The organism is Hymenobacter antarcticus, from assembly GCF_039539545.1.
Taxonomy (GTDB): domain Bacteria; phylum Bacteroidota; class Bacteroidia; order Cytophagales; family Hymenobacteraceae; genus Hymenobacter; species Hymenobacter antarcticus.
On record NZ_BAABDI010000045.1, the window covers coordinates 1 to 17,755 of the forward strand.

Sequence of the window (17,755 nt, forward strand, 5' to 3'; positions counted from 1 at the left end):
TAGGTTGGTTACGCGTTACGCACCCGTGCGCCACTATTGTCATTGCTGACAACCGTTCGACTTGCATGTATTAGGCCTGCCGCTAGCGTTCATCCTGAGCCAAGATCAAACTCTCCATTGTAAAATATTCTACACCCATGCGAACATGGGCTGATGTCAAGTGCTAATCCGACTCGTATTAACGAGTTCAATTTGATGTTACGTTCGTAATTTCTGTGGCTTCCCTTGCGGCAAGCCACCCTTACTATTTGTCTTTTCCAAACATTCAAAGAACGTGTGCCAAACCCAGTTGGTGTGGCCGTGTGGCTACCGAAGTAGCCGGTTTTTCTTGCTTTCAATTCCCTTTCCTGCGATTGGGAGTGCAAAGGTAAGCAGAAGTTTTGAACCAGCAAGGAAGTGAGAGAATTTCTTTTTCCTTATCCGTTCGCTTTGCGGCGAGTGGCACTCGGTTAGTGCGATTCGGGGTGCAAAGGTAAGTGCTTATTTTGATTTTCAAGCTTTTTTCACAACTTTCGTTGCGGAGGCAGGTTTGAATTTCGAGGCCCTTAATCCGGTTGATTCGTGGCGGGGTGCAAAGGTACGGGGCTTTTTGGAAGAACCAAGACGGAAGAGAAATTTCTTTTTCGCTTGCCTCTGTGCCCAACCCCGTTCGTTTTGGGAGTGCAAAAGTACGCGAGGTTTCCTGGTAAACAAGAGACTGGATAATAATATCGTCGGTCATTTGCGCGAACAGCTGCTAATTGACTGATTGGTTGGCTACAGGGGATTGCTCGTTTTTCAGAAGATGGCACCCAGTGATGGGGAAATTGACCGAATGGTGAAATGTGAGCACCTTATAAAGTGCGCCTGAAGGAAGATAAAGCATGAAGACACTGCCCGCTCGCAGTATTTCTAGCTTCAATTCAAACGTATTGGACAGGTCGCATACACTTTGTCGATGGCAGAGTATTAAGGGTGCTGTAGGGTGTGGCAGGGTGTATTCCGGCTTTGGACATGCATTGCGCACCAGATTTAGGGTGCCTGCTTCTTTAATATAGTGTAGCCGTAGGCTGGCAGCACAACCTAGGTGCCTAGGGTGAGGGTACCGGCCTGGAGCATATTGGTCCAGGGAGAATTGGCTAGTGCTGCGGGCAGGAGACAGGTAGAGGGTGTGCTACGGACGTTTACCAGCACTAGGGCCTGGTCGGGACCGGCGGCTTTGGTGAAGGCGCAGACATCGGCGGTACTACATAGAGTAGGTGTACCGCGCTGCAGGGCTAGGCTGCCGGCGCGGGCGGCGAGTAGCTGCTTGTGAGCGCGCGTAACCTCGGGGTGGGCGGCCCAGTTGACTTTCACGGAGGTGAAGGGGAATGGGATGGCCATGGTCATGCCAGCCTCCTGACCGTTGTAGACTATGGGCTCTCCCTATTAATAAGGAGACGACGAAGGCGGACATGGCTCCCGCCTGGCCGCCTAACAAAGCTACCGGGGTGCCGTCGGGGCCGTTGACATCGTGGTTGGTGATGTAGCGTACTATATGTTGCGTGCCGGTAGCTCCTACCTATTCGCTGGTGTTGAGGGCATCGAGGTTGGTGGCGGGGGTACCGCTGCGGTCTACCGTCTTGCGGGCATCGTAGAAGCTGAAGCCGAAATTGTAGTCGAATCCCGAGGGGTAATTGGCGCTACGGCTGCCCTCAGTCAGTAGCAGAAGCTTGTGGGAGGCTACTCGGCGCAGGGTATCGGTGGTCTGCTGCCAGAAGGTGGGGGGTACGGCATCGGCGTAATCGTAGCGAAAGCCGTCGATATTAGGCTTTGGCTCCGGTGCCGGTGGCATCGGGCACGAGCTGGCTGGTGAGGCCGAAGGTCTGGGTGTTCACATTCAGGAACATGGCGGGGTAGTTCACCAGCGCGGCTTCGTGGATGTTGACGTACAGGCCATCGTCCGACTTGAGCATGAGCGGCGTTTGGACCCGCGTGGGCGCCGACTTCAGTTGGATTGCCTCAATGTGCGCGGTATTCACCTCGCTCACGCGGCTGGTGGTGTAGGTGTATTCGTTGGAATCATAGTCGCCCGGAATCCAGAAAGCCTTGTGGTTGCCGGGCAGGTTGAACTCGGTGTACTCGTCCTGCACCGTGAAGTAGGCGAGGCCGGGCTGGGCGGGCACTTCGTAGCGAAAGCCTACGCCATCGGCGAATACGCGAAACACGACGTCGAGCTTGTGGCCGGTGGTGGCTGGCTGGCGCAGGTGCACCGTGAGCTGCTGGTAGTGGTTGCGAATGTTTTTGACCTCGCCCCACACTGGCTGCCAGGTCTCGTCTACATCCTTCATTTCGCTGCCCACCAGCACCAACGGGCCCTCAAAGCCCTTGCCATCGGCGAAAGACAGGCCGAGGCGGGAAGGCGTGATAACCGGTTTTGGGCCATAGGCAACGGCGTAGTTGGGGTGGCCGTCGGCCCCGATGGCGACGGTTAGGCTGACTTTACCTTGGCGGGCAATGAGTGGCGCAGTGCCCTGGGCCCCGGCATGGTAACCAGCCGTTAGCAAGAGCAGTACCAACAGGAAATTTCTCATGGGTCAATAATGAACTGGTAATGGCTTGCCGAACGCCTCATTGCCACTGATAACCAACGTCGCTCAATAGGAATAGCCCAGTTATTGTTAGTCAATTAGTGATACAACAAGCTGCATCTGAGCAGAAAGAACGGGCCAATTGAGCGAACCCAGCGCGAATTGCCGATGACTATTGCAGTTGTACCAACTCACTATTAGGCGGCAATGACACTTTCCCGCCAGTGTTGCTGCATCTGGGGCAGCAGGCTGCAATACTGGCGGGGCAGCTGGTTTATGGAATGACCTGCCCAGCTTGCTGAAAATCAGCCCAGCATGCTGGGGACGCGTACAATAAGCAGGAATTTAAGTGGGTGTACCACCAACTAACTTCCCGCCGCCGCAGCACAGCTCCTCCCCCACTGCTGCTGCTGCATAGCAGTTATTGGTCTCATCCCTCAAAAACTGTCAAATACGGCAGGCGGCGTATCAACGCTATGACCCACCCGGACTTCTCACCAGACCATTTTTCTATGCCTGAGCATTCTTCATTCGACCTGGCGCAGCACCCCCACCGGCGCTACAATCCTCTGAACGGCGAATGGCTGCTGGTGTCGCCGCACCGGGCGCTACGGCCCTGGCAGGGCCAGCAGGAAGCCCCGGACACCGCAATCCGCCCGGCGCACGACCCCACCTGCTACCTGTGCCCCGGCAACGTGCGCGCCAACGGCGCGCAGAATCCCGGCTATACCGGCACGTTCGTGTTCGACAACGACTTTGCCGCTCTGCGCGACGACGTGCCGGCGGGCACCGTCAACCAGGGCGGACTGCTGCGGGCCGAAGCCGAAAGCGGCGTGGGCCGCGTCATCTGCTTCTCGCCGCGCCACGACCTGACGCTGCCCGAAATGAGCCAGGCCGACATTCGACGGGTGGTGGACGTATGGACCGAGGAGTTCCGCATCCTCGGGGCGCGGCCGGATATTGGCTACGTGCAGATTTTCGAGAACAAAGGGGCCGTGATGGGCTGCTCGAACCCGCATCCGCACGGTCAGATTTGGGCCCAGCGCACCGTGCCCGGCGAGCCCGCCAAGGAAAGCGGGCAGCAGCTGGCCTATTTCGAAGAGCACGGCCGCACGCTGCTCACCGATTATCTGGCAATAGAGCTCGCGGAGAAAACCCGGCTGGTACTCGAAAACGAGCATTGGGTGGCGCTGGTGCCGTTTTGGGCCGGTTGGCCTTTCGAAACGCTGCTGCTGCCGCGCCGCGCCGTGCGTGACCTTACCCAGCTGAGCGAGGCCGAAAAAGATGCCTTCGCCGATGCCCTGCGCCGCCTCACCATTCGCTACGACAACCTGTTTCAGACCTCATTCCCCTACTCGGCCGGCCTGCACCAGCGGCCCACCGACGACCAGGCCCACCCCGAATGGCACCTGCACATGCACTTTTTCCCGCCGCTGCTGCGCTCGGCCACGGTGCGCAAGTTCATGGTGGGCTACGAGCTGCTGGCCAATGCCCAGCGCGACATCACGCCCGAGTGGGCCGCCGAGCGCCTGCGCAGCCAGCCCGAAGTGCATTATAAGTCCTTTTCCCTCAACCAATAAGTCCCGCAGGCTGCGCTTATCGGAGTAGGTTTCCCGCGCTGCCCGTTATGCTGAGCAGGGAACCGAACGAAGGCGTAAACCAGGTATTCCAGCATCACCGGGCGTTATCATGGCGGGGAGGGACTACAGAATAGGTTGCTCGTTGCGCAGGTCAGACAGGTTGCTGCCCACGGGTTGCCGGGCGGGTGGCCGGACTGGTACCGGCACCGGGGATGGCGGAGAAACAGGTTTCTTGCTCATGATTTCAGCAGTGGAATTGAGAAGGCGAAAACGCCGGCCGTAACGGCTGACCCGCTGGCTATCAATTGGCGGGGGCCAGGCCGGTGAGTACCGAATTGGTGAGTAGGGCCGCGGCGGCGAGCTGGCCGGAATCGGGGGCGGCAACCGGGGCGGCCACCGGCAGCACCAGCACCGGCACGGGGCAATGGGCCAGCAGGTGGGCCGTCACGCTCTGATGAAACAGCTCGCCGAGGTAGCTGCGCTCGCGGGCCAGCACGATGACCAAATCGGCCTGGGTATCCTGTATGGCCGCCAGTATGCCTTCGGCGTAGTTGTCGTGCTCGTAGCCGCGCAGCTCGGGCGTGGGCAGGCCCTTCACCAGACCACTAAGCTGCACGGCGCGCAGGGCAGCGCTACAGCCGGCGTCGTCTTCCACCCCGCTCGATACGTGGGCCACGATGAGTTCTGCGCCGGGCAGCGCCAGCAGCTGGCGCAAGGGCTGGGCATTGGCGGCCAGGGCGAAAGACTCGCGGTCGGCGGCGATGAGGATGCGGCGCGGGGGCTGGTCGGCCGGGGCGGTGGACGGCACCAGCAGCAGCGGGAAGTGGCCGGCCCGCAGCAGCTCGGCGCAGGCCTGGGCCACGCTGCTGTCGGGCCGCTCAGGGTCGGGCTGGCTGAGCACAAACAGGGCCGGGTGGTGCCGGGTGGCCAGGTCCTGGGCTACTTCGGGCAGCAGGTCGGTGGCCACTTCCACGGTGGGTTGGGTGGGCAGCTCCTCGGCCAGCCGGTAGAGCGCGGCGGCGGTTTCGGTCTGGCGGTCCAGCTCCTCCTGGTGGTAGCTTTCGGCCATCAGCGCGTAGGGGTCGAACAGGGACGCCCGGTTGACGTGCAGCAGCACCAGCTGGCCGTGCAGGGCCTGGGTCAGGGTATTGGCGTAGTGCACGGTATGGCGGGGAGTGGCGTAGAAACCGGCGAAAACAACGAGGGTAAGGGCCATGATGGGATGGGGAAAAGGGAGTTGTAGAGAGGTATTAAAAAAGAACGTCATGCTGAGCTTGCCGAAGCATCTTTACCGCAGTCACTAATCCAATTGATTCAACGAAGCGGTAGAGATGCTTCGGCTCCGCTGCGCTTCGCTCAGCATGACGTTCTATTCAACCAGAGCGCCAGTGGCCTAATCAGCCGCCGGCAGCACCAGCACCGGAATAACGCTTTCGCGCAGCAGCTGCGCCGTCACGCTGCGGTGAAACAGGCCGCCAATCAGGCTGTGGCGACGTGCGATAATAACCAGCATATCAGCCTGCTGATCAGCGGCTTCCTGAAGCACGCCACCCACCACCGTGTTCTGATACACCTGGCGCAGGCTGCCTTCGGCCAGCTCGTTCACGAGGTCGTTGGGGCGAACCGTATCGAGCACGGCGGCCGCGCTTGGGGCCGTTTCGCCATTAGCTGTCACCCGCACCAGGCTGAGGGTACCGTGGGTGGCGAGCAGCAGCTGGCTGAGCACGTCGCGGTATTCCACCAGGCTGAAGGGCTCGCCATCCACGGCCAGCAGCAGGCGGCGGGGCGGGAAGGCATCCCAGCCGGCCGGTGGTATCACCAGCAGCGGGTAGGGCGTGTGCCCCAACAGGTCCATGGCCGTGGCCGTCACCAGGTCTTCAGGGGCGGGCTCGGCCCCGGCCCGGCCCAGCACTACCAGCAGCGGCGGGCACTGCCCCACCACTTCCCGCACGGCTTCGGCCAGGGAAAAATTCGAAATATCCACCGCCGTGGCCACGGGCTGGGCGGCCGCCAGCTTTTCCAGGGCATACACGGTTTTCTGCTCGCCCTCGGCCGTGTGCCGGCTGGCAAACTCTTCGGGGGCCAGTAGCTCGTCGTGGCGGGCGTGCAGCAGGAGAAGGCTGGCTTTGAGGGGCACGGCCAGCCCGGCCGCGTACGACAAGGCCCGATTGGTAACGGCGAAAAAATCGGTCAGAACAACGATGGAAGGCTTCATAGCAATGAAAAAAGAGGTGAAAAAATCAGCGCGCCGGAGTCCGGGAAGGGGTAGCGGAACCGCTGGAGCGGGGCGCGCACGGCGGCCCCGATGGCGGCATCCGTTTTCGGGGCAAATTTCTCGCGGCGGATTTCGTGGCCCAGCGCCCAATAGGCCACAAACAGGGCGCGGGCCCCGGCGTGCTGCAGCTCGGCATCGGGCACATCGGCGGGGCGCACGGCCAGGGTGATTTCCTCGGCCCGCTGCCGCGCCAGCAGGTTATCGGTGGAGCCGGTGAGCACCACGATGCCCTCGCGGGTATGCACGGCAATCAGATGCGCGATGAGGCCTTTTTTGGTGGCCAGCAGCATTTCGATGGCAGCCGTGATGTCGGCGTCGGCCACGCGCTCGGGGGGGGGGGGAGCGGGCGGTGGCAGCAGTTGGGCAGTTGGCATGAGCGGGCGGGATTGGGGCGGGACAAGAAGAGCAGGCGTGGAAACTGGTCTTTCCCAAAGGTCCCCGCCGTTCCCTGCCCGCCCCATGACAATAATTACCGCATCGCATGACATCCGTCAAGTACAGGCTCTTCCGCCAAGCCGTCTTATCTACTCAACCAGTCGGTACCGGCCCGTTTTCATTGCCCCGCCACCCCGGTTACCGCCGCCCAGGTAGCGGCTCGATTACGCCGCATCCACACTACTCAGGTGCAACCGCTGCTGGCCTCCCTCACGGTCCTCAGCCTGCCACACCACCTGGAGCGGGAAGATTCTTATGCTGCTTAATTGCCAGTCAACTCCAATTGCATACGACAGCTGTTATATTAGTACTTGCTGCACTTGTATGCACCAGCGTATGCACCAAAACCAAAACAGCCACCTAGCAATGAAGCTAAGTGGCTGTTAATCAATGAGCGAGAAACGAGGTTCGAACTCGCGACCCTCAGCTTGGGAAGCTGATGCTCTACCAACTGAGCTACTCTCGCGGGGTGACTTTGGTGAAACGAAATTACGGCAAAGAACCGGATTATCAACCTCTGGCCGGCCAGGGAATTCAACCCCAGCTTTGGCGGGCACGTAGTACGCAGTATTATGGCAACTACCCCCCTTCCTCCCACTACTAACCGTTTGGTCGGCTTACTTCTGATGGTGAGTGGCGCGCTAATGGGCATTGGACTACTGCTGAAGCTGGTGGTGGGCACCTACAGCTGGTACACCAACGGCATTGAAACGCCCTCGTTCTTACTGCTGTCTGCTAACCTATTAGGACTACTGGCCAGCGGCCTGCTGATGCGCTGGGGCCTACGAATGCGGCAGGGCAGCAGCATGTTTCGCAACCCCAATGCCAACGAGATACTGTAAATCGGCGCGGGCTGCCCGACCTTTGTGCTATGTCATCTCCTTTGCGTATTTCGTTGGCCAAGGCCAATGCCCCCACTGCTGCTCAGCTCGCCGATTTGGGTCAGCAAACCTTTCAGGACACTTTTGCGGCCACTAATACCCCGGCCGACATGGCGGCGTACCTGGCCGAAAACTTTGGGCCCGATATTCAGCTAGCCGAATTACAGGACCGGGAAAACACGTTTTTGCTGGCGCATATGCAGAATGAGCTGGTGGGCTACGCCAAGCTGCGCGATAATTCCGCGCTGGGCCTGCCCGAGAGCCAGCTACCGGCCGGCCGGCTGGAAGTGGAGCGCCTGTACGTGCGCGACGACTGGCAGGGCACCGGCCTGGGAGCCGCCCTCATGCGGGGCATTCTGGCCCTGGCCGAGCAGCTGCACTGCTCGGCCGTGGTGCTGGGCGTGTGGGAAAAGAACGAGCGGGCGCGCGCCTTCTACCAGCGGTTTGGGTTCCGGGAGATTGGGCAGCACGAATTCCGGCTGGGCCAGGATGTGCAGACCGACCTGATTTTACGCAAAGGCATGGCGGGACGGTAAATCGGCTACTTTTGGCAATGCCTAACCCCGTTGTGCCACGTCTGCCGAGGAGCTTCCATCACCTGAGCGCTGCGCGCCGGGGCCTGCTGGGATTGGCGCTACTGCTCACGGCTTGCCAGTCCGGGCAGAGCGAGACGGACGCGGCCACCACCCCACCGGTGGGGCACTACGAAGGCAGCATCAGCCTGAATGGACAGCCGGCGGTGCGCGCGGCGCTCGATATCCGCCACCCCAGAGTGGGTCACTACGAGGCCGAGCTGACGGCCCCGGGTGCCGGCACGCTGGGCTTTGTGGCCGACACCATTTCTTTCCGCGACAACGTACTTCGAATCAAGCGCCCCGCCCGGGCCGGCCAGGTATTGACCCTGACGATGGAAGGCGACTTCCTGCGCGGCACGCTGGCCCTGGACTCGAGCAAAGCGCAGGCCCTGCTGGTGAAACGCGGCAGCCCCACCCCCAGCACCTACCGCGTCGAGGAGCTGCCGCAGGCCAAGGGCAGCGCCTGGCTCTTCGCGCCGGCCGACACCAGCACGCCCGGCCCGGCCCTGGCGCTGCTGCCAGACGCGGAAACGGCACCGGCCGCCGCCATTTGGGCCGACGCGTTGGCCCGGGAAGGCGTTATCGTACTGCTCCTGCCCGCCGTCGATTCGGTGACGGGACCAGCGGAAAAGGCGCGATTAGCGCAGGCTTTAAAGATTCTGCACGGCACGGCCGGGGCCGACTCAGCTACGATTGGGACATGGGCAGTTGGGGCGCGGGCCGCCCTGCTGGCCCATCTGCTGGTTGACGATGCCAGCTTGCGGGTGAATTTTCTAATCGTCCAAAACGCGCCCGTTGCCCCCACCGACCGGGCCGCGTGGCGCGAGCTGCGCACCCGCAAGCTTCCCGTGCTGGGCCTGTATGGCGGCGCGGCGGCCAACCAACTGGCTGCGGCCATGCGCCAGGCGCTGGGCGGCCGGCGCGGCAACACCGTGCGCGCCTACCGCGCAGCTGGTCCCGACCTACTGGTGGCGGACGGCCTGAGCCCGCGGTTCGGAGCGGGCCTGCCCGCCGACGTAGTGGAGTGGCTGCGTAGCCGCTAGCTCAGGGCAGCAATTGGGATTAGCGGCGAGCCATTGGCCGAGTACCCCGAATTTCCAATTCGGCCCGTGCGGGTTGTTGGAACGTGTACCCCGAATTTCCAATTCGGCCGCCTGAACGAATTGTTAGGTTATCGTTCCGGCGGCCGAATTGGAAATTCGGGGTACACGTTCCGGTGGCCGAATTGGAAATTCGGGGTACTCGGCGGCTACAGTACCAACAAGCCTTTTTCGCGCAACACCTGCCAGGCCGGGCTTTGCAGAAAGGCTTCGAAAGCGCCTTCCGATTTGGGAAAGCTGGCGGCCGCGTCTTTCAGCAGCACTTTGGTGTCGAAATCATGGCTGAGCTGGGTGAGCAGCTGGTGCAGCCAGTGGCCGGTAGCTTCGGTGGTTTTCACTTCGAAATCTTCGGCCTGCTCGTAGCAGGTGAGCACGGCGCGGGGGGCTTTTTTGCCGGCTTCGATACGGATTTCGGGTGCGTTGCCGAGCCAGAACAGCCGCTGGTTTTGCTTGGCGAAATCGGGTTTTTCGGGGGCCTGCAGGGCCTGCTGCACGAGCTGGCGCGGAGTAGTGGATTTTGGGGTTTTAAAATCGAACCAGAAGCTGAGCGGCTCATCCAGGGCCACGCCGTGCAGGTAGTTGTAGAGCGACTTGGTTAAGCCGGGGCCGAAGGCTTCGTGGTCGGTGCCGCGCGGGTCGTCGTGCCAGAGGTCGTTCCAGGCAAAGCCGGCGGGCTCGGGGCCGATGGCCGCCACCTGGTACTTCGCCGGATTCTTGCCCACGGGCGAATGCGCCGTCATCGAAAAGCGGTGCCAATAGCCGCTTTGCACCACGCCCGCCGCGAAAAGCTGCCGCACTACTTCCAGCGAATCCACCGTTTCCTGGGCGGTTTGGGTGGGGAAGCCGTACATCAGGTACGCGTGCACCATGATGCCAGCCTGGGTGAAGCCGTCGGCCACGCGGGCCACCTGCGCGATGGTCACGCCCTTTTCCATGAGGGCCAGCAGGCGGTCCGAAGCCACTTCGAGCCCGCCCGAAATGGCGATGCAGCCCGAGGCGGCCAGCAGGCGGCAGAGGTCGGGCGAGAAGGTCTTTTCGAAGCGAATGTTGCCCCACCAGGTAATGGCCACCCGGCGCTTGAGCAGCTCGATGGCCAGGTCGCGCAGGGCCAGGGGCGGCGCGGCTTCGTCCACGAAGTGAAAGCCGGTCTGGCCGGTTTGCTGAATAATCTGCTCGATTCTATCAACCAGCAGCGCGCTGGGGGCCGTTTCGTAGCGCGAGATGTAATCCAGCGTGACATCGCAGAACGAGCAGCGCTTCCAGTAGCAGCCGTGGGCCACGGTGAGCTTGTTCCAGCGGCCGTCGCTCCAGAGGCGGTGCATGGGGTTCAGCACTTCCAGCACCGAGAGGTATTCGGTCAGGGGCAGGTCGGAGTAGTCGGGCGTGCCCACTTCGGGATGCGGAATATCCGGAAAGGGATGGTTGACGTACTCGATTGCCCCGGTTGCCGTGCGGCGGAAGGTGCGCTGCAAGGGGGCGTCAGGCGGCACCGGCCCGGCGGCACCGCCGGCCTTCGTCACCTCCGCTACAAAGCCCTGGGGGCTCCCCGCTGCCTCCGTCACCACCAACCCAAGGCCCTGAGGATTCCCCGCTGCCTCCGTCACCACCAACCCAAAGCTGTGGGGGCTCCCAGCTGTCTCCGTCACCATCAACCCAAGGCCCTGGGGACTCCCCGCTGCCTCCGTCACTTCGGGTACAAGGCTCCGGGGAACCCCCGGGGCTCCCATTACCGCGGGTACAAAGCTGTTTCGAGGCTCAGCCACCGTCGTTGCCGCTGGCTCCGTTTCGGGCGGAGCGTCGGTCCAGGCATCCAGCAGCCGTAACCACGGGCCTTCGCCGTCATCCAGGGTCAAATAATCGATGTAATCGAAAAACCGCACCTCTTTGATGGTGCGCAGCTCGGTATTGGGGTAGCCGCCGCCCATCGCGGTTACCGTTTTGGGGCTGATTTCCTTGATGCGCTTGGCCAGGCGCAACGCGCCGTAGAGGTTGCCGGGGAAGGGCACGGTGAAGCCCACCATATCCGGCTGCACGCGGGCCAGCAGCGGCTCCAGCTCCTCCAGCAGCATTGTATCGAGCAGGTTGGGGGCGGCGGTCAGGGCCTCGTGCAGGGGCTCGAAGCTGGTGGCCGAGAGGGCCAGCTTCTCGGCGTAGCGCGAGAAGCCGAACTGCGGGCCCACGGTTTCCTTGATGAGGTCGGCGAGGTCTTCCAGGTACAGCGTGGCCAGGTGGCGGGCCTGGTCGGTGAGGCCCATGGTGCCGAAGGCGGTTTCCAGGTCGGCCACGTTATCAAACCGGCTGGCTTCGGGCAGGAAACGGCCGTGGCAGATGCGGGGGGCCAGGGTCAGGTCCTTATTCTGCAGGAAACGGACGACCGGGGTGATGGTGGCCAGGTAGCGGTTTTGCAGGCGCAGCATCCGCCTGGCGTTGTCGCTGAGGTCGAAGCTACCGGCTTCGATTTCCTGAAAAACCCGCTTTAGTCCTTCCACCGAAAACAGCCGCAGCACCAGCTGCAGGCCCATGTCGGCCTGCGTCACATCGAAGCCGCGCCCACCCAAAAATCCCTTGATGTAGGCCGTGGCCGGGTACGGGGTATTGAGCTGCGTGAGCGGCGGCGTGAGAAGCAGGATGCGGGGCGAGGCAGTAGGCACAGTGGCAAGTAACCCGGCCGGGGGGGCCAGGGTTCATTTCCGACAAAGGTCGGGGGCAAAGTCCCGATGCCCGCACCCCAGGTGCGTGCGGCCGGGCTACCGGCTGGTCCGCAGCACTTCCAGCGTTTCGCGGTGGCGCTTTTCGGCCAAGTCCTGGCTCCGCGACGCCACTCCCCAAATAGCGGCCGGAATCCACCCAATCAGCGTTATCTGCAATATAAAGCAGAGGATACCCTTCAGAAAATGGCCGTTGATAATCATCGAAAGGCCGGGCAGCAGAATGGCAAGCAGCATGGGAAAACAGGAAGGTTGAGGCAGTAAACCTAACAGCTTTTGACTGAAGAGAGCAGTGATTTCAAACAAAAGCGGCGCTCCAGTTTCTGGACCGCCGCTTTTGCGTCAATAAATAATTCGGAAAGCCTGCTACGCCAGCGCATCAAGCGACAAGCGCTCGGGCAGCATGAGACGGCGGAATTCGCTCACCGAATGGCCCGTTACCTGCCGGAACTGGTTGCTCAGGTGCTGGCCCGAGCTGTAGCGCATCTGGTCGGCTATCTGATTGAGGGTAAGCTCGCCGTAGCTGAGCATTTCCTTCACACGCTCGATTTTGAGGCGGATGAGGTATTTCTCGATGGTGAGGTGAGCCGTGCGCGAAAACACCTTGCTCAGGTGCGAGTACGTGGCCGCAAACCGGTCGGTGAGAAAAGCCGAGGTGGTGAGCGGTGAGCGGGCCGTGCGCAGGTGCTCGAGGTAGTCAGCAAGCACCGTTTTAATTTGCTCGGTGAGCTGTTCGGCGCGGCCACGCAGCAGCTCGAAGCCGGCAGCGTGCAGCAGCGGAGCCAGGTCTTCGGGGTCGGCGGGAGTGGTTTCGTCGAGCTCGGCCACACCCAGGCTCACGGTGGTGGGGTGGTACCCGGCGCGCTCCAACAGGTTTTGCACGGCTTCGACGCACCGGGGGCACACCATATTTTTGATATGCAATAGGTTAGTTTTCAAGGGCTTTAACGTGTTTGAGGCCGCCGCGAGGAGGCCGGTGAAATAGTAGTACGTGGCACAACCGCACCCGCAGCCGCCCGCCGGGGCCGGGCCACCGGCGTCGAAGCCTCGGCCCAGTCGCGGCCGAACCAATGCGCGGTGGCCCAGGTCACGAACGGAACCACGGCCAAGAACGTAACGGCTAGCAGCCAGAACAGTACGAGAAAGGCAGAAAAAAGTCGGCCGAAAAAATGGTCGCTCCCCCCAAACACGTACCCCACCAGCATTAGTGCCAGCGCCAGACTGATGCCCGCCAACCAGCCCACCCGCCGCCAGGGCCAGGCAGCAGCGTGTTTTTGGAGGCGAAGGCGCAGTGGCAAGGGCATAAAAAATAAATTCGGGGAGGTGAAAATAACGGATTTTTTGGCTCACTCACAATTCTAGCCCAGTAAAGCTAGCAATTCCTGCTGCACGGCCTGCCCGTTGTCGGCCTCGTACCAGTCGTTCATGCCTTTTACTACCTGGTTTGTATGCAGGGTTTTATCGTTGTGCAACTCATGAGCTAATAGTTGGGCCGCGGCCGGGCGCGGGCCCCAGTCGCCGAGGCTGGCCCCGGTTTCGGCAGCCTGCCGGACGAGCTTGGGGATGCTGTTTTTGCCGTCGGTCTGGTGGGCGGCCATCAGCGCGGGGTGGTCGGAGCGGAGCACGACGTGCAGCGTGACGCGGCCGGCACTCTGCGCCGCCAGGCTGGCCAGAATGGGCAGGGTGTGAGCCGTGTCGCCGCACCAGGCCTCGCCCAGCACCAGCCACTGCTCGGGCTGGGGCAGCTTTTGAAGGGTTTCGACCAGCGCGGGCAGCAGCGGCACGGCGGCGGCGCGGTCGAGGTGGGTCAGGTTCTGGGCAGTGTAGCGGATGAGGCCCGGCGACTGCTCGGGGCCGCTGGTGCGGTGCTCGGCGGCCATAGTGCCCACCAGGGCCCGGAACTCAGGGTAGGAATAAGCCGGCGTGGGCATGGCTACGGGCGAAGAAATGGTATTGGGCATGGAACAGTAACAAAAGAATCAGGAAAATGGCGCGGGGCGCAGTCACAACCTTACTCCGGGCCGGTAGTTGCGGTTGCACGGCGGCAGGTTAATTTTCTACCTTGCAGCTTCGCACCGTATTAACTCCCTTACTTTCGTTTCATGTTCCTCAATTCCATCCTCCGTCCCTTCACCGTGGCCTGCGCGCTGGCCGTTTCGCTCAGCGCCTGCAGCTCCGGCACCAAGGAAGGCGATACCAACGTAGAGCGCGGCTACACCAAGAAAGGCCTCGCCGCTGCCGACGGCGTGGCCGGTGGCGACTCGGCCACGGCCGGCCTCACCCGCGACAGCACGCACCACGTTACCGGCAAAGACCTCTACAAAGCCGCCAGCAGCGCCAAAGACCGCAACCACGACGGCCTGGCCGACTAATAGAAAGAGTGCCTTTCCGGGTGCCGCTTCCAATTACCCGAGCAACCAGCATCAAGCAAAAAGGCCCGCACCAACATGGTACGGGCCTTTTTACTTGATTACAGAAAGGAAAGTGGCGAAATCAAAAAACCGGGTTAGCGGAACAGAAACCCGTTCGGACCCACCACGGCGTTGAAGGAGTCGATGGGCGCGCCGGTCATGGTGTAGCGAATCACCTTGTCGCGGCCCGTGAAGCCGGTGCCGGCATAAATCGTGTTATCCTGCGGGTCGATGCCCAGGCCGTAGAAGTTGCGGCGAATGAGCGGCGCGGCTGGCAGGGCCGTAGCCGTGGGCTCCAGCACATAGGTGCCGCTACCCAGCGAAGCGTAGATTTTTGAGCCGGCGGCGTTGGTGCGCAGGTTCCCGTTGACGTAGGAGCTGGGGAAGGCGATGCGCACCTGCTGGCCCACGGCCGTAGCCGAAGGCGCAAAGCGGACCAGGTAATCGGTGGTCGCGAGGTATTTGCTGCACAGCACCCAGATGTTGCCTTTGCCGTCGCGCAGAATGTTTTTGGGGCCGTCGGGCATGGCCACGGTCGTTTCCACCGCATCGGTGGTGGTGTTGATGACGGTGAGCGCATTGCCGTAGCTGGCCGTCACGTAGAGGCGGCCATCCAGCAGCAGCATCTCATCGGGGGCGCTGCCCACCGCAATCTGCTTGGTCACGGTGTTGGTTTTCAGGTCAATCACCGATACCCGGCCGGTGTAGTTGGGGAAACCGCCCAGCCACTCGGTCAGGTAGGCCTTGTCGGCGCTGGCGGCTACCAGGAAGCGCGGCTGCGACAGCCCCCGGATGGTGGTTACGGCCGTAAAATCGGCCATTTTGACTACCTGAACTTCATCCGCACCGTTGACCACGAGGTAGCCGTTGTCGTTCACCACGGTCATCGACTGCAGGAAGGGGCCCAGCTTACGGCCGCTGTTGGCCGCCGCAAACCGGTCGGCCTGCACCATTTTGGTGGCCTTGTCGTAGAGGCTCACCGCCCCATTGGTCGAGCCCTCGTTAATCACATACACCGAATTGGTGACCGTGACGGCGGGAATCGGGGCAATTTCGGTGGCGGGGTCGCAGGCGGTGGTCAGGGCCAGCGCCACCAGCGCGGTGGCCGTCAGGCGAAAGGAGGGAATTGCGTATTTCATTGGGAAAATGGGTATTTGGCAAAAAAGGGTTGGTGTAAATCGGGGAAATCAGCGCCGGGCCAGTCGCAGGCTCACGAGCACGGAGCGGGGCGGCATGGCACGGTTGAGGTAGGTTTGGTAGCGGGCATTGGCCAGGTTGTAGCCCTGCACCAGCAGCGTGAGGCGGGCCGCGCCGTGGTCGAAATGCCGGCCCAGCCCCGCCTGCGTCAGCCAGTAGGCCGGCAAAAAATCATCGGCCCCGGCCGTGGTATAGCGGTAGCTGCTAAAGCTGGTGCCCGCGCTCAGCAGCCAGTGGCCGCGCCAGGTGGCTTCGGCGCTGGCGGTGGCGGCGTGCCGGGGCACGTAGGCCAGCTGGTTGCCCGCCGGCTCGGCATCGGCGGCGTAGCCCTGCTGCTTGCGGGCCTCGGTGAGGGCGTAGCTGGCACGCACCGCGCCCTGCCACTGCCGCCACTGCCGCGTCAGGTGGGTGTTCAGCTCCAGGCCCTGCGCCAGCACCAGCCGCAGGTTGCGCGGCGAAAACCCGATGGCCGTGGGCACCCACTGCACCCAATTATCCACGAGCTGGCGGTGGGCGGTGAGCTCGGTACGCCAGCGGCCCGGGCCGGTGGGCGTGGTTTCGTAGCGCAGGCCGGCCTCGTAGCCCCAGCCGGTTTCGGGCAGAATAAACGGGTTGCCGGTGGGCCAGTACCGCTCGTTGAGGGTGGCGGCCCGGTAGCTGCGCGCCCCACTGGCCCGGAAGGTGAGCTGGCGGCTGGTGGCCGCGTTGGCGTCGGCCATTGGTTCGGGCAACAGGTCCCACTCCAGGCCCAGCGCGGGGGCCAGGGGCGGGCGCTGGTCGGGCACGGCGGCCTGGCGCAGGTTCAGGCTCAGGCGCAGAGCAGGCCGGGGGTCGTACCGAAACAGGGCAAACGCGGCAAACCGGTTTTCGGTAATGGGCCGGGCGTAGCCGTCCACGGTGGCGGCAAAGTGCTGCGCCTCGGCCCCCAAGCGCAGGCTGGCGCGGGGGCCCAGGGCGAGCGTGTGCTCGGTCTGAGCCTGGGTGGTGCGCAGGTCCGAATCCTGGGGTTCCAGCGTATCGTCGCCGTAGCGAATGCCGTCCTGCACATAGGCCACGCGCACCAGGCCTTCGTAGCGGCCCCGGCGGTGGCGGTACTCGGTGAGGAGGCGGGTGCTGCGGTCCAGCTCGCGGCCGTGGCGGTTGGCCATGCCCAGCCCCACCTGAATCTGGCGGTCGGCCCCGGTGAGCCAGGCGGCGGCCAGAAGCTGGCCGTTTTGCCCCACGCGCAGGCGCACATCCTGGGTGAAATTCCACTGCTGAAAGGCGGCGTTTTGCTGGCGCAGGCCGGGCGTGCCGGTATAGCGCTCGGGCAGCACAAAGTCGTTTTGAGCCGTGCGGTAGAGGGCGGTGGTGCGCAGAGCCAGCCGGGAAGTGCCGTAGCTGGCCTCGGCGCTGCCGGCGGCCAGCCCGAAGCTGCCCACGTTGGCCTGCACGCTGCCCCGCAGGCCCGCGCCGAAGCGGGGCTGCCCGCTCAGCAGCACCGCGCCGCCCACCGCGCCCGTGCCGTAGAGGGCCGAGCCGGGGCCGGGCTGCACCGTTACCTCCGTGTTGCCGCCCACGGCCAGCAGCGAAAAATCGGCTTCGCCCAACGACGAAAAGTTGATGTTGACCCCGTTCCAGAGCACCGCCGTGTGGCGCGCCGACGTGCCCCGAATGCTGATGGAAGCCAGCTGCCCCGACCCGTAGTTCTTGAAGTAGATGGGCGTGCGGGCGGCCAGTGCCTCGGCCAGCGAGCTGCCCCGAAACTGGCTGAGCGCGGCCGAATCGAGGGCGTAGCGGGTGGTGCCCACGGCGTAGCGGGTGGTGCGCTCGGCCACCACGGCCACCTCGGCCAGCGGGTGGACGCGGCCGGTGAGGGTGTCGGGCCGGGTTTGGGCGGCGGCCGGCCGGCACAGGCCCGCAGCCACCAGCAGCGCAAAGGCCCCGGGCACCCAGGCAACAACGAAAATACGCATCCGAATCAAATTTTCGATAAAGAAAATTCGATTCAAAACCCGCCGCGCTCCTCTCCTGTTCAGAAGAAAAATGCTGCCGGGCCGAGGCC

18 protein-coding genes, 1 tRNA gene and 1 rRNA gene are annotated in these 17,755 nt (G+C 62.9%); 5 read left to right on the plus strand and 15 right to left on the minus strand.

What is annotated here, in order from left to right:
- From ABD819_RS20260 to ABD819_RS20275, 4 genes are all read right to left on the minus strand, one after another.
- Nucleotides 1–121 (minus strand): 16S ribosomal RNA (locus ABD819_RS20260); the annotation flags it as partial.
- Nucleotides 122–1,062: 941 nt separating this feature from the next.
- Nucleotides 1,063–1,335, minus strand: a complete 273-nt coding sequence (locus tag ABD819_RS20265; RefSeq protein ID WP_345127320.1) for a hypothetical protein — start codon at nucleotides 1,333–1,335, stop codon at nucleotides 1,063–1,065.
- Nucleotides 1,336–1,540: 205 nt separating this feature from the next.
- On the minus strand, nucleotides 1,541–1,813 hold the full coding sequence (locus tag ABD819_RS20270) for an alpha-amylase family protein (protein WP_345127321.1): 273 nt from the start codon (nucleotides 1,811–1,813) through the stop codon (nucleotides 1,541–1,543).
- The gene (locus ABD819_RS20275) at nucleotides 1,785–2,552 is read right to left on the minus strand and encodes a glycoside hydrolase family 97 N-terminal domain-containing protein (RefSeq protein ID WP_345127323.1); all 768 of its coding nucleotides are present in this window, start codon (nucleotides 2,550–2,552) and stop codon (nucleotides 1,785–1,787) included. Before ABD819_RS20275 ends, ABD819_RS20270 begins: the two co-directional genes overlap by 29 nt.
- Nucleotides 2,553–3,061: 509 nt before the next feature.
- Between ABD819_RS20275 and ABD819_RS20280 the strand changes: the two genes are divergently transcribed.
- Nucleotides 3,062–4,129, plus strand: coding sequence for a UDP-glucose--hexose-1-phosphate uridylyltransferase (locus ABD819_RS20280; RefSeq protein ID WP_345127324.1), 1,068 nt, complete (start codon nucleotides 3,062–3,064; stop codon nucleotides 4,127–4,129).
- Between the two features lie 301 nt (nucleotides 4,130–4,430).
- Here the strand turns inward: ABD819_RS20280 and ABD819_RS20285 are convergent, their stop codons facing one another.
- The 4 genes from ABD819_RS20285 to ABD819_RS20300 all read right to left on the minus strand — a co-directional run bounded on the left by ABD819_RS20285 (nucleotide 4,431) and on the right by ABD819_RS20300 (nucleotide 7,305).
- Nucleotides 4,431–5,345 carry a universal stress protein gene (locus ABD819_RS20285; RefSeq protein ID WP_345127326.1) on the minus strand — a complete coding sequence of 305 codons (915 nt, stop codon included), beginning with the start codon at nucleotides 5,343–5,345 and terminating at the stop codon, nucleotides 4,431–4,433.
- Between the two features lie 177 nt (nucleotides 5,346–5,522).
- The gene (locus ABD819_RS20290) at nucleotides 5,523–6,344 is read right to left on the minus strand and encodes a universal stress protein (RefSeq protein WP_345127327.1); all 822 of its coding nucleotides are present in this window, start codon (nucleotides 6,342–6,344) and stop codon (nucleotides 5,523–5,525) included.
- Entirely contained in the window at nucleotides 6,341–6,778 is a 438-nt protein-coding gene (locus ABD819_RS20295) for a BON domain-containing protein (protein WP_345127329.1), read from the minus strand. Before ABD819_RS20295 ends, ABD819_RS20290 begins: the two co-directional genes overlap by 4 nt.
- A gap of 454 nt (nucleotides 6,779–7,232) precedes the next feature.
- Nucleotides 7,233–7,305, minus strand: a tRNA-Gly gene (locus ABD819_RS20300).
- A gap of 142 nt (nucleotides 7,306–7,447) precedes the next feature.
- Here ABD819_RS20300 and ABD819_RS20305 point away from each other — a divergent pair.
- From ABD819_RS20305 to ABD819_RS20315, 3 genes are read left to right on the plus strand one after another with little or no spacing between them, the layout of a single operon-like run.
- Nucleotides 7,448–7,681 carry a hypothetical protein gene (locus tag ABD819_RS20305; RefSeq protein WP_345127330.1) on the plus strand — a complete coding sequence of 78 codons (234 nt, stop codon included), beginning with the start codon at nucleotides 7,448–7,450 and terminating at the stop codon, nucleotides 7,679–7,681.
- A gap of 29 nt (nucleotides 7,682–7,710) precedes the next feature.
- Nucleotides 7,711–8,256 (plus strand): GNAT family N-acetyltransferase, encoded by a 546-nt coding sequence (locus ABD819_RS20310; protein ID WP_345127332.1) that lies wholly within the window; start codon nucleotides 7,711–7,713, stop codon nucleotides 8,254–8,256.
- Between the two features lie 17 nt (nucleotides 8,257–8,273).
- Nucleotides 8,274–9,338, plus strand: coding sequence for a hypothetical protein (locus ABD819_RS20315; RefSeq protein WP_345127333.1), 1,065 nt, complete (start codon nucleotides 8,274–8,276; stop codon nucleotides 9,336–9,338).
- A 206-nt stretch (nucleotides 9,339–9,544) separates the two neighbouring features.
- On the opposite strand, the gene ABD819_RS20320 is transcribed toward ABD819_RS20315, so the two are convergent.
- The 5 genes from ABD819_RS20320 to ABD819_RS20340 form a co-directional block, all read right to left on the minus strand.
- Complete coding sequence (locus tag ABD819_RS20320; RefSeq protein WP_345127335.1) at nucleotides 9,545–12,046, minus strand: B12-binding domain-containing radical SAM protein; 2,502 nt, start codon at nucleotides 12,044–12,046, stop codon at nucleotides 9,545–9,547.
- A gap of 96 nt (nucleotides 12,047–12,142) precedes the next feature.
- Nucleotides 12,143–12,340, minus strand: coding sequence for a YqaE/Pmp3 family membrane protein (locus ABD819_RS20325; protein WP_345127337.1), 198 nt, complete (start codon nucleotides 12,338–12,340; stop codon nucleotides 12,143–12,145).
- Between the two features lie 129 nt (nucleotides 12,341–12,469).
- Nucleotides 12,470–13,042 (minus strand): AraC family transcriptional regulator, encoded by a 573-nt coding sequence (locus ABD819_RS20330; protein WP_345127339.1) that lies wholly within the window; start codon nucleotides 13,040–13,042, stop codon nucleotides 12,470–12,472.
- A gap of 5 nt (nucleotides 13,043–13,047) precedes the next feature.
- On the minus strand, nucleotides 13,048–13,407 hold the full coding sequence (locus ABD819_RS20335) for a hypothetical protein (protein WP_345127342.1): 360 nt from the start codon (nucleotides 13,405–13,407) through the stop codon (nucleotides 13,048–13,050).
- A gap of 54 nt (nucleotides 13,408–13,461) precedes the next feature.
- Nucleotides 13,462–14,064 carry a thioredoxin family protein gene (locus ABD819_RS20340; RefSeq protein ID WP_345127343.1) on the minus strand — a complete coding sequence of 201 codons (603 nt, stop codon included), beginning with the start codon at nucleotides 14,062–14,064 and terminating at the stop codon, nucleotides 13,462–13,464.
- A gap of 141 nt (nucleotides 14,065–14,205) precedes the next feature.
- Between ABD819_RS20340 and ABD819_RS20345 the strand changes: the two genes are divergently transcribed.
- Nucleotides 14,206–14,475: a hypothetical protein gene (locus ABD819_RS20345; protein WP_345127345.1), complete on the plus strand. Its 270-nt coding sequence runs from the start codon at nucleotides 14,206–14,208 to the stop codon at nucleotides 14,473–14,475.
- A 134-nt stretch (nucleotides 14,476–14,609) separates the two neighbouring features.
- On the opposite strand, the gene ABD819_RS20350 is transcribed toward ABD819_RS20345, so the two are convergent.
- Together ABD819_RS20350 and ABD819_RS20355 are read right to left on the minus strand one after the other, a co-directional pair.
- The gene (locus ABD819_RS20350) at nucleotides 14,610–15,653 is read right to left on the minus strand and encodes a DUF5074 domain-containing protein (RefSeq protein ID WP_345127347.1); all 1,044 of its coding nucleotides are present in this window, start codon (nucleotides 15,651–15,653) and stop codon (nucleotides 14,610–14,612) included.
- 48 nt (nucleotides 15,654–15,701) lie between these two features.
- Nucleotides 15,702–17,666: a TonB-dependent receptor gene (locus ABD819_RS20355; RefSeq protein WP_345127348.1), complete on the minus strand. Its 1,965-nt coding sequence runs from the start codon at nucleotides 17,664–17,666 to the stop codon at nucleotides 15,702–15,704.
- Between the last annotated feature and the right edge of the window lie 89 nt (nucleotides 17,667–17,755).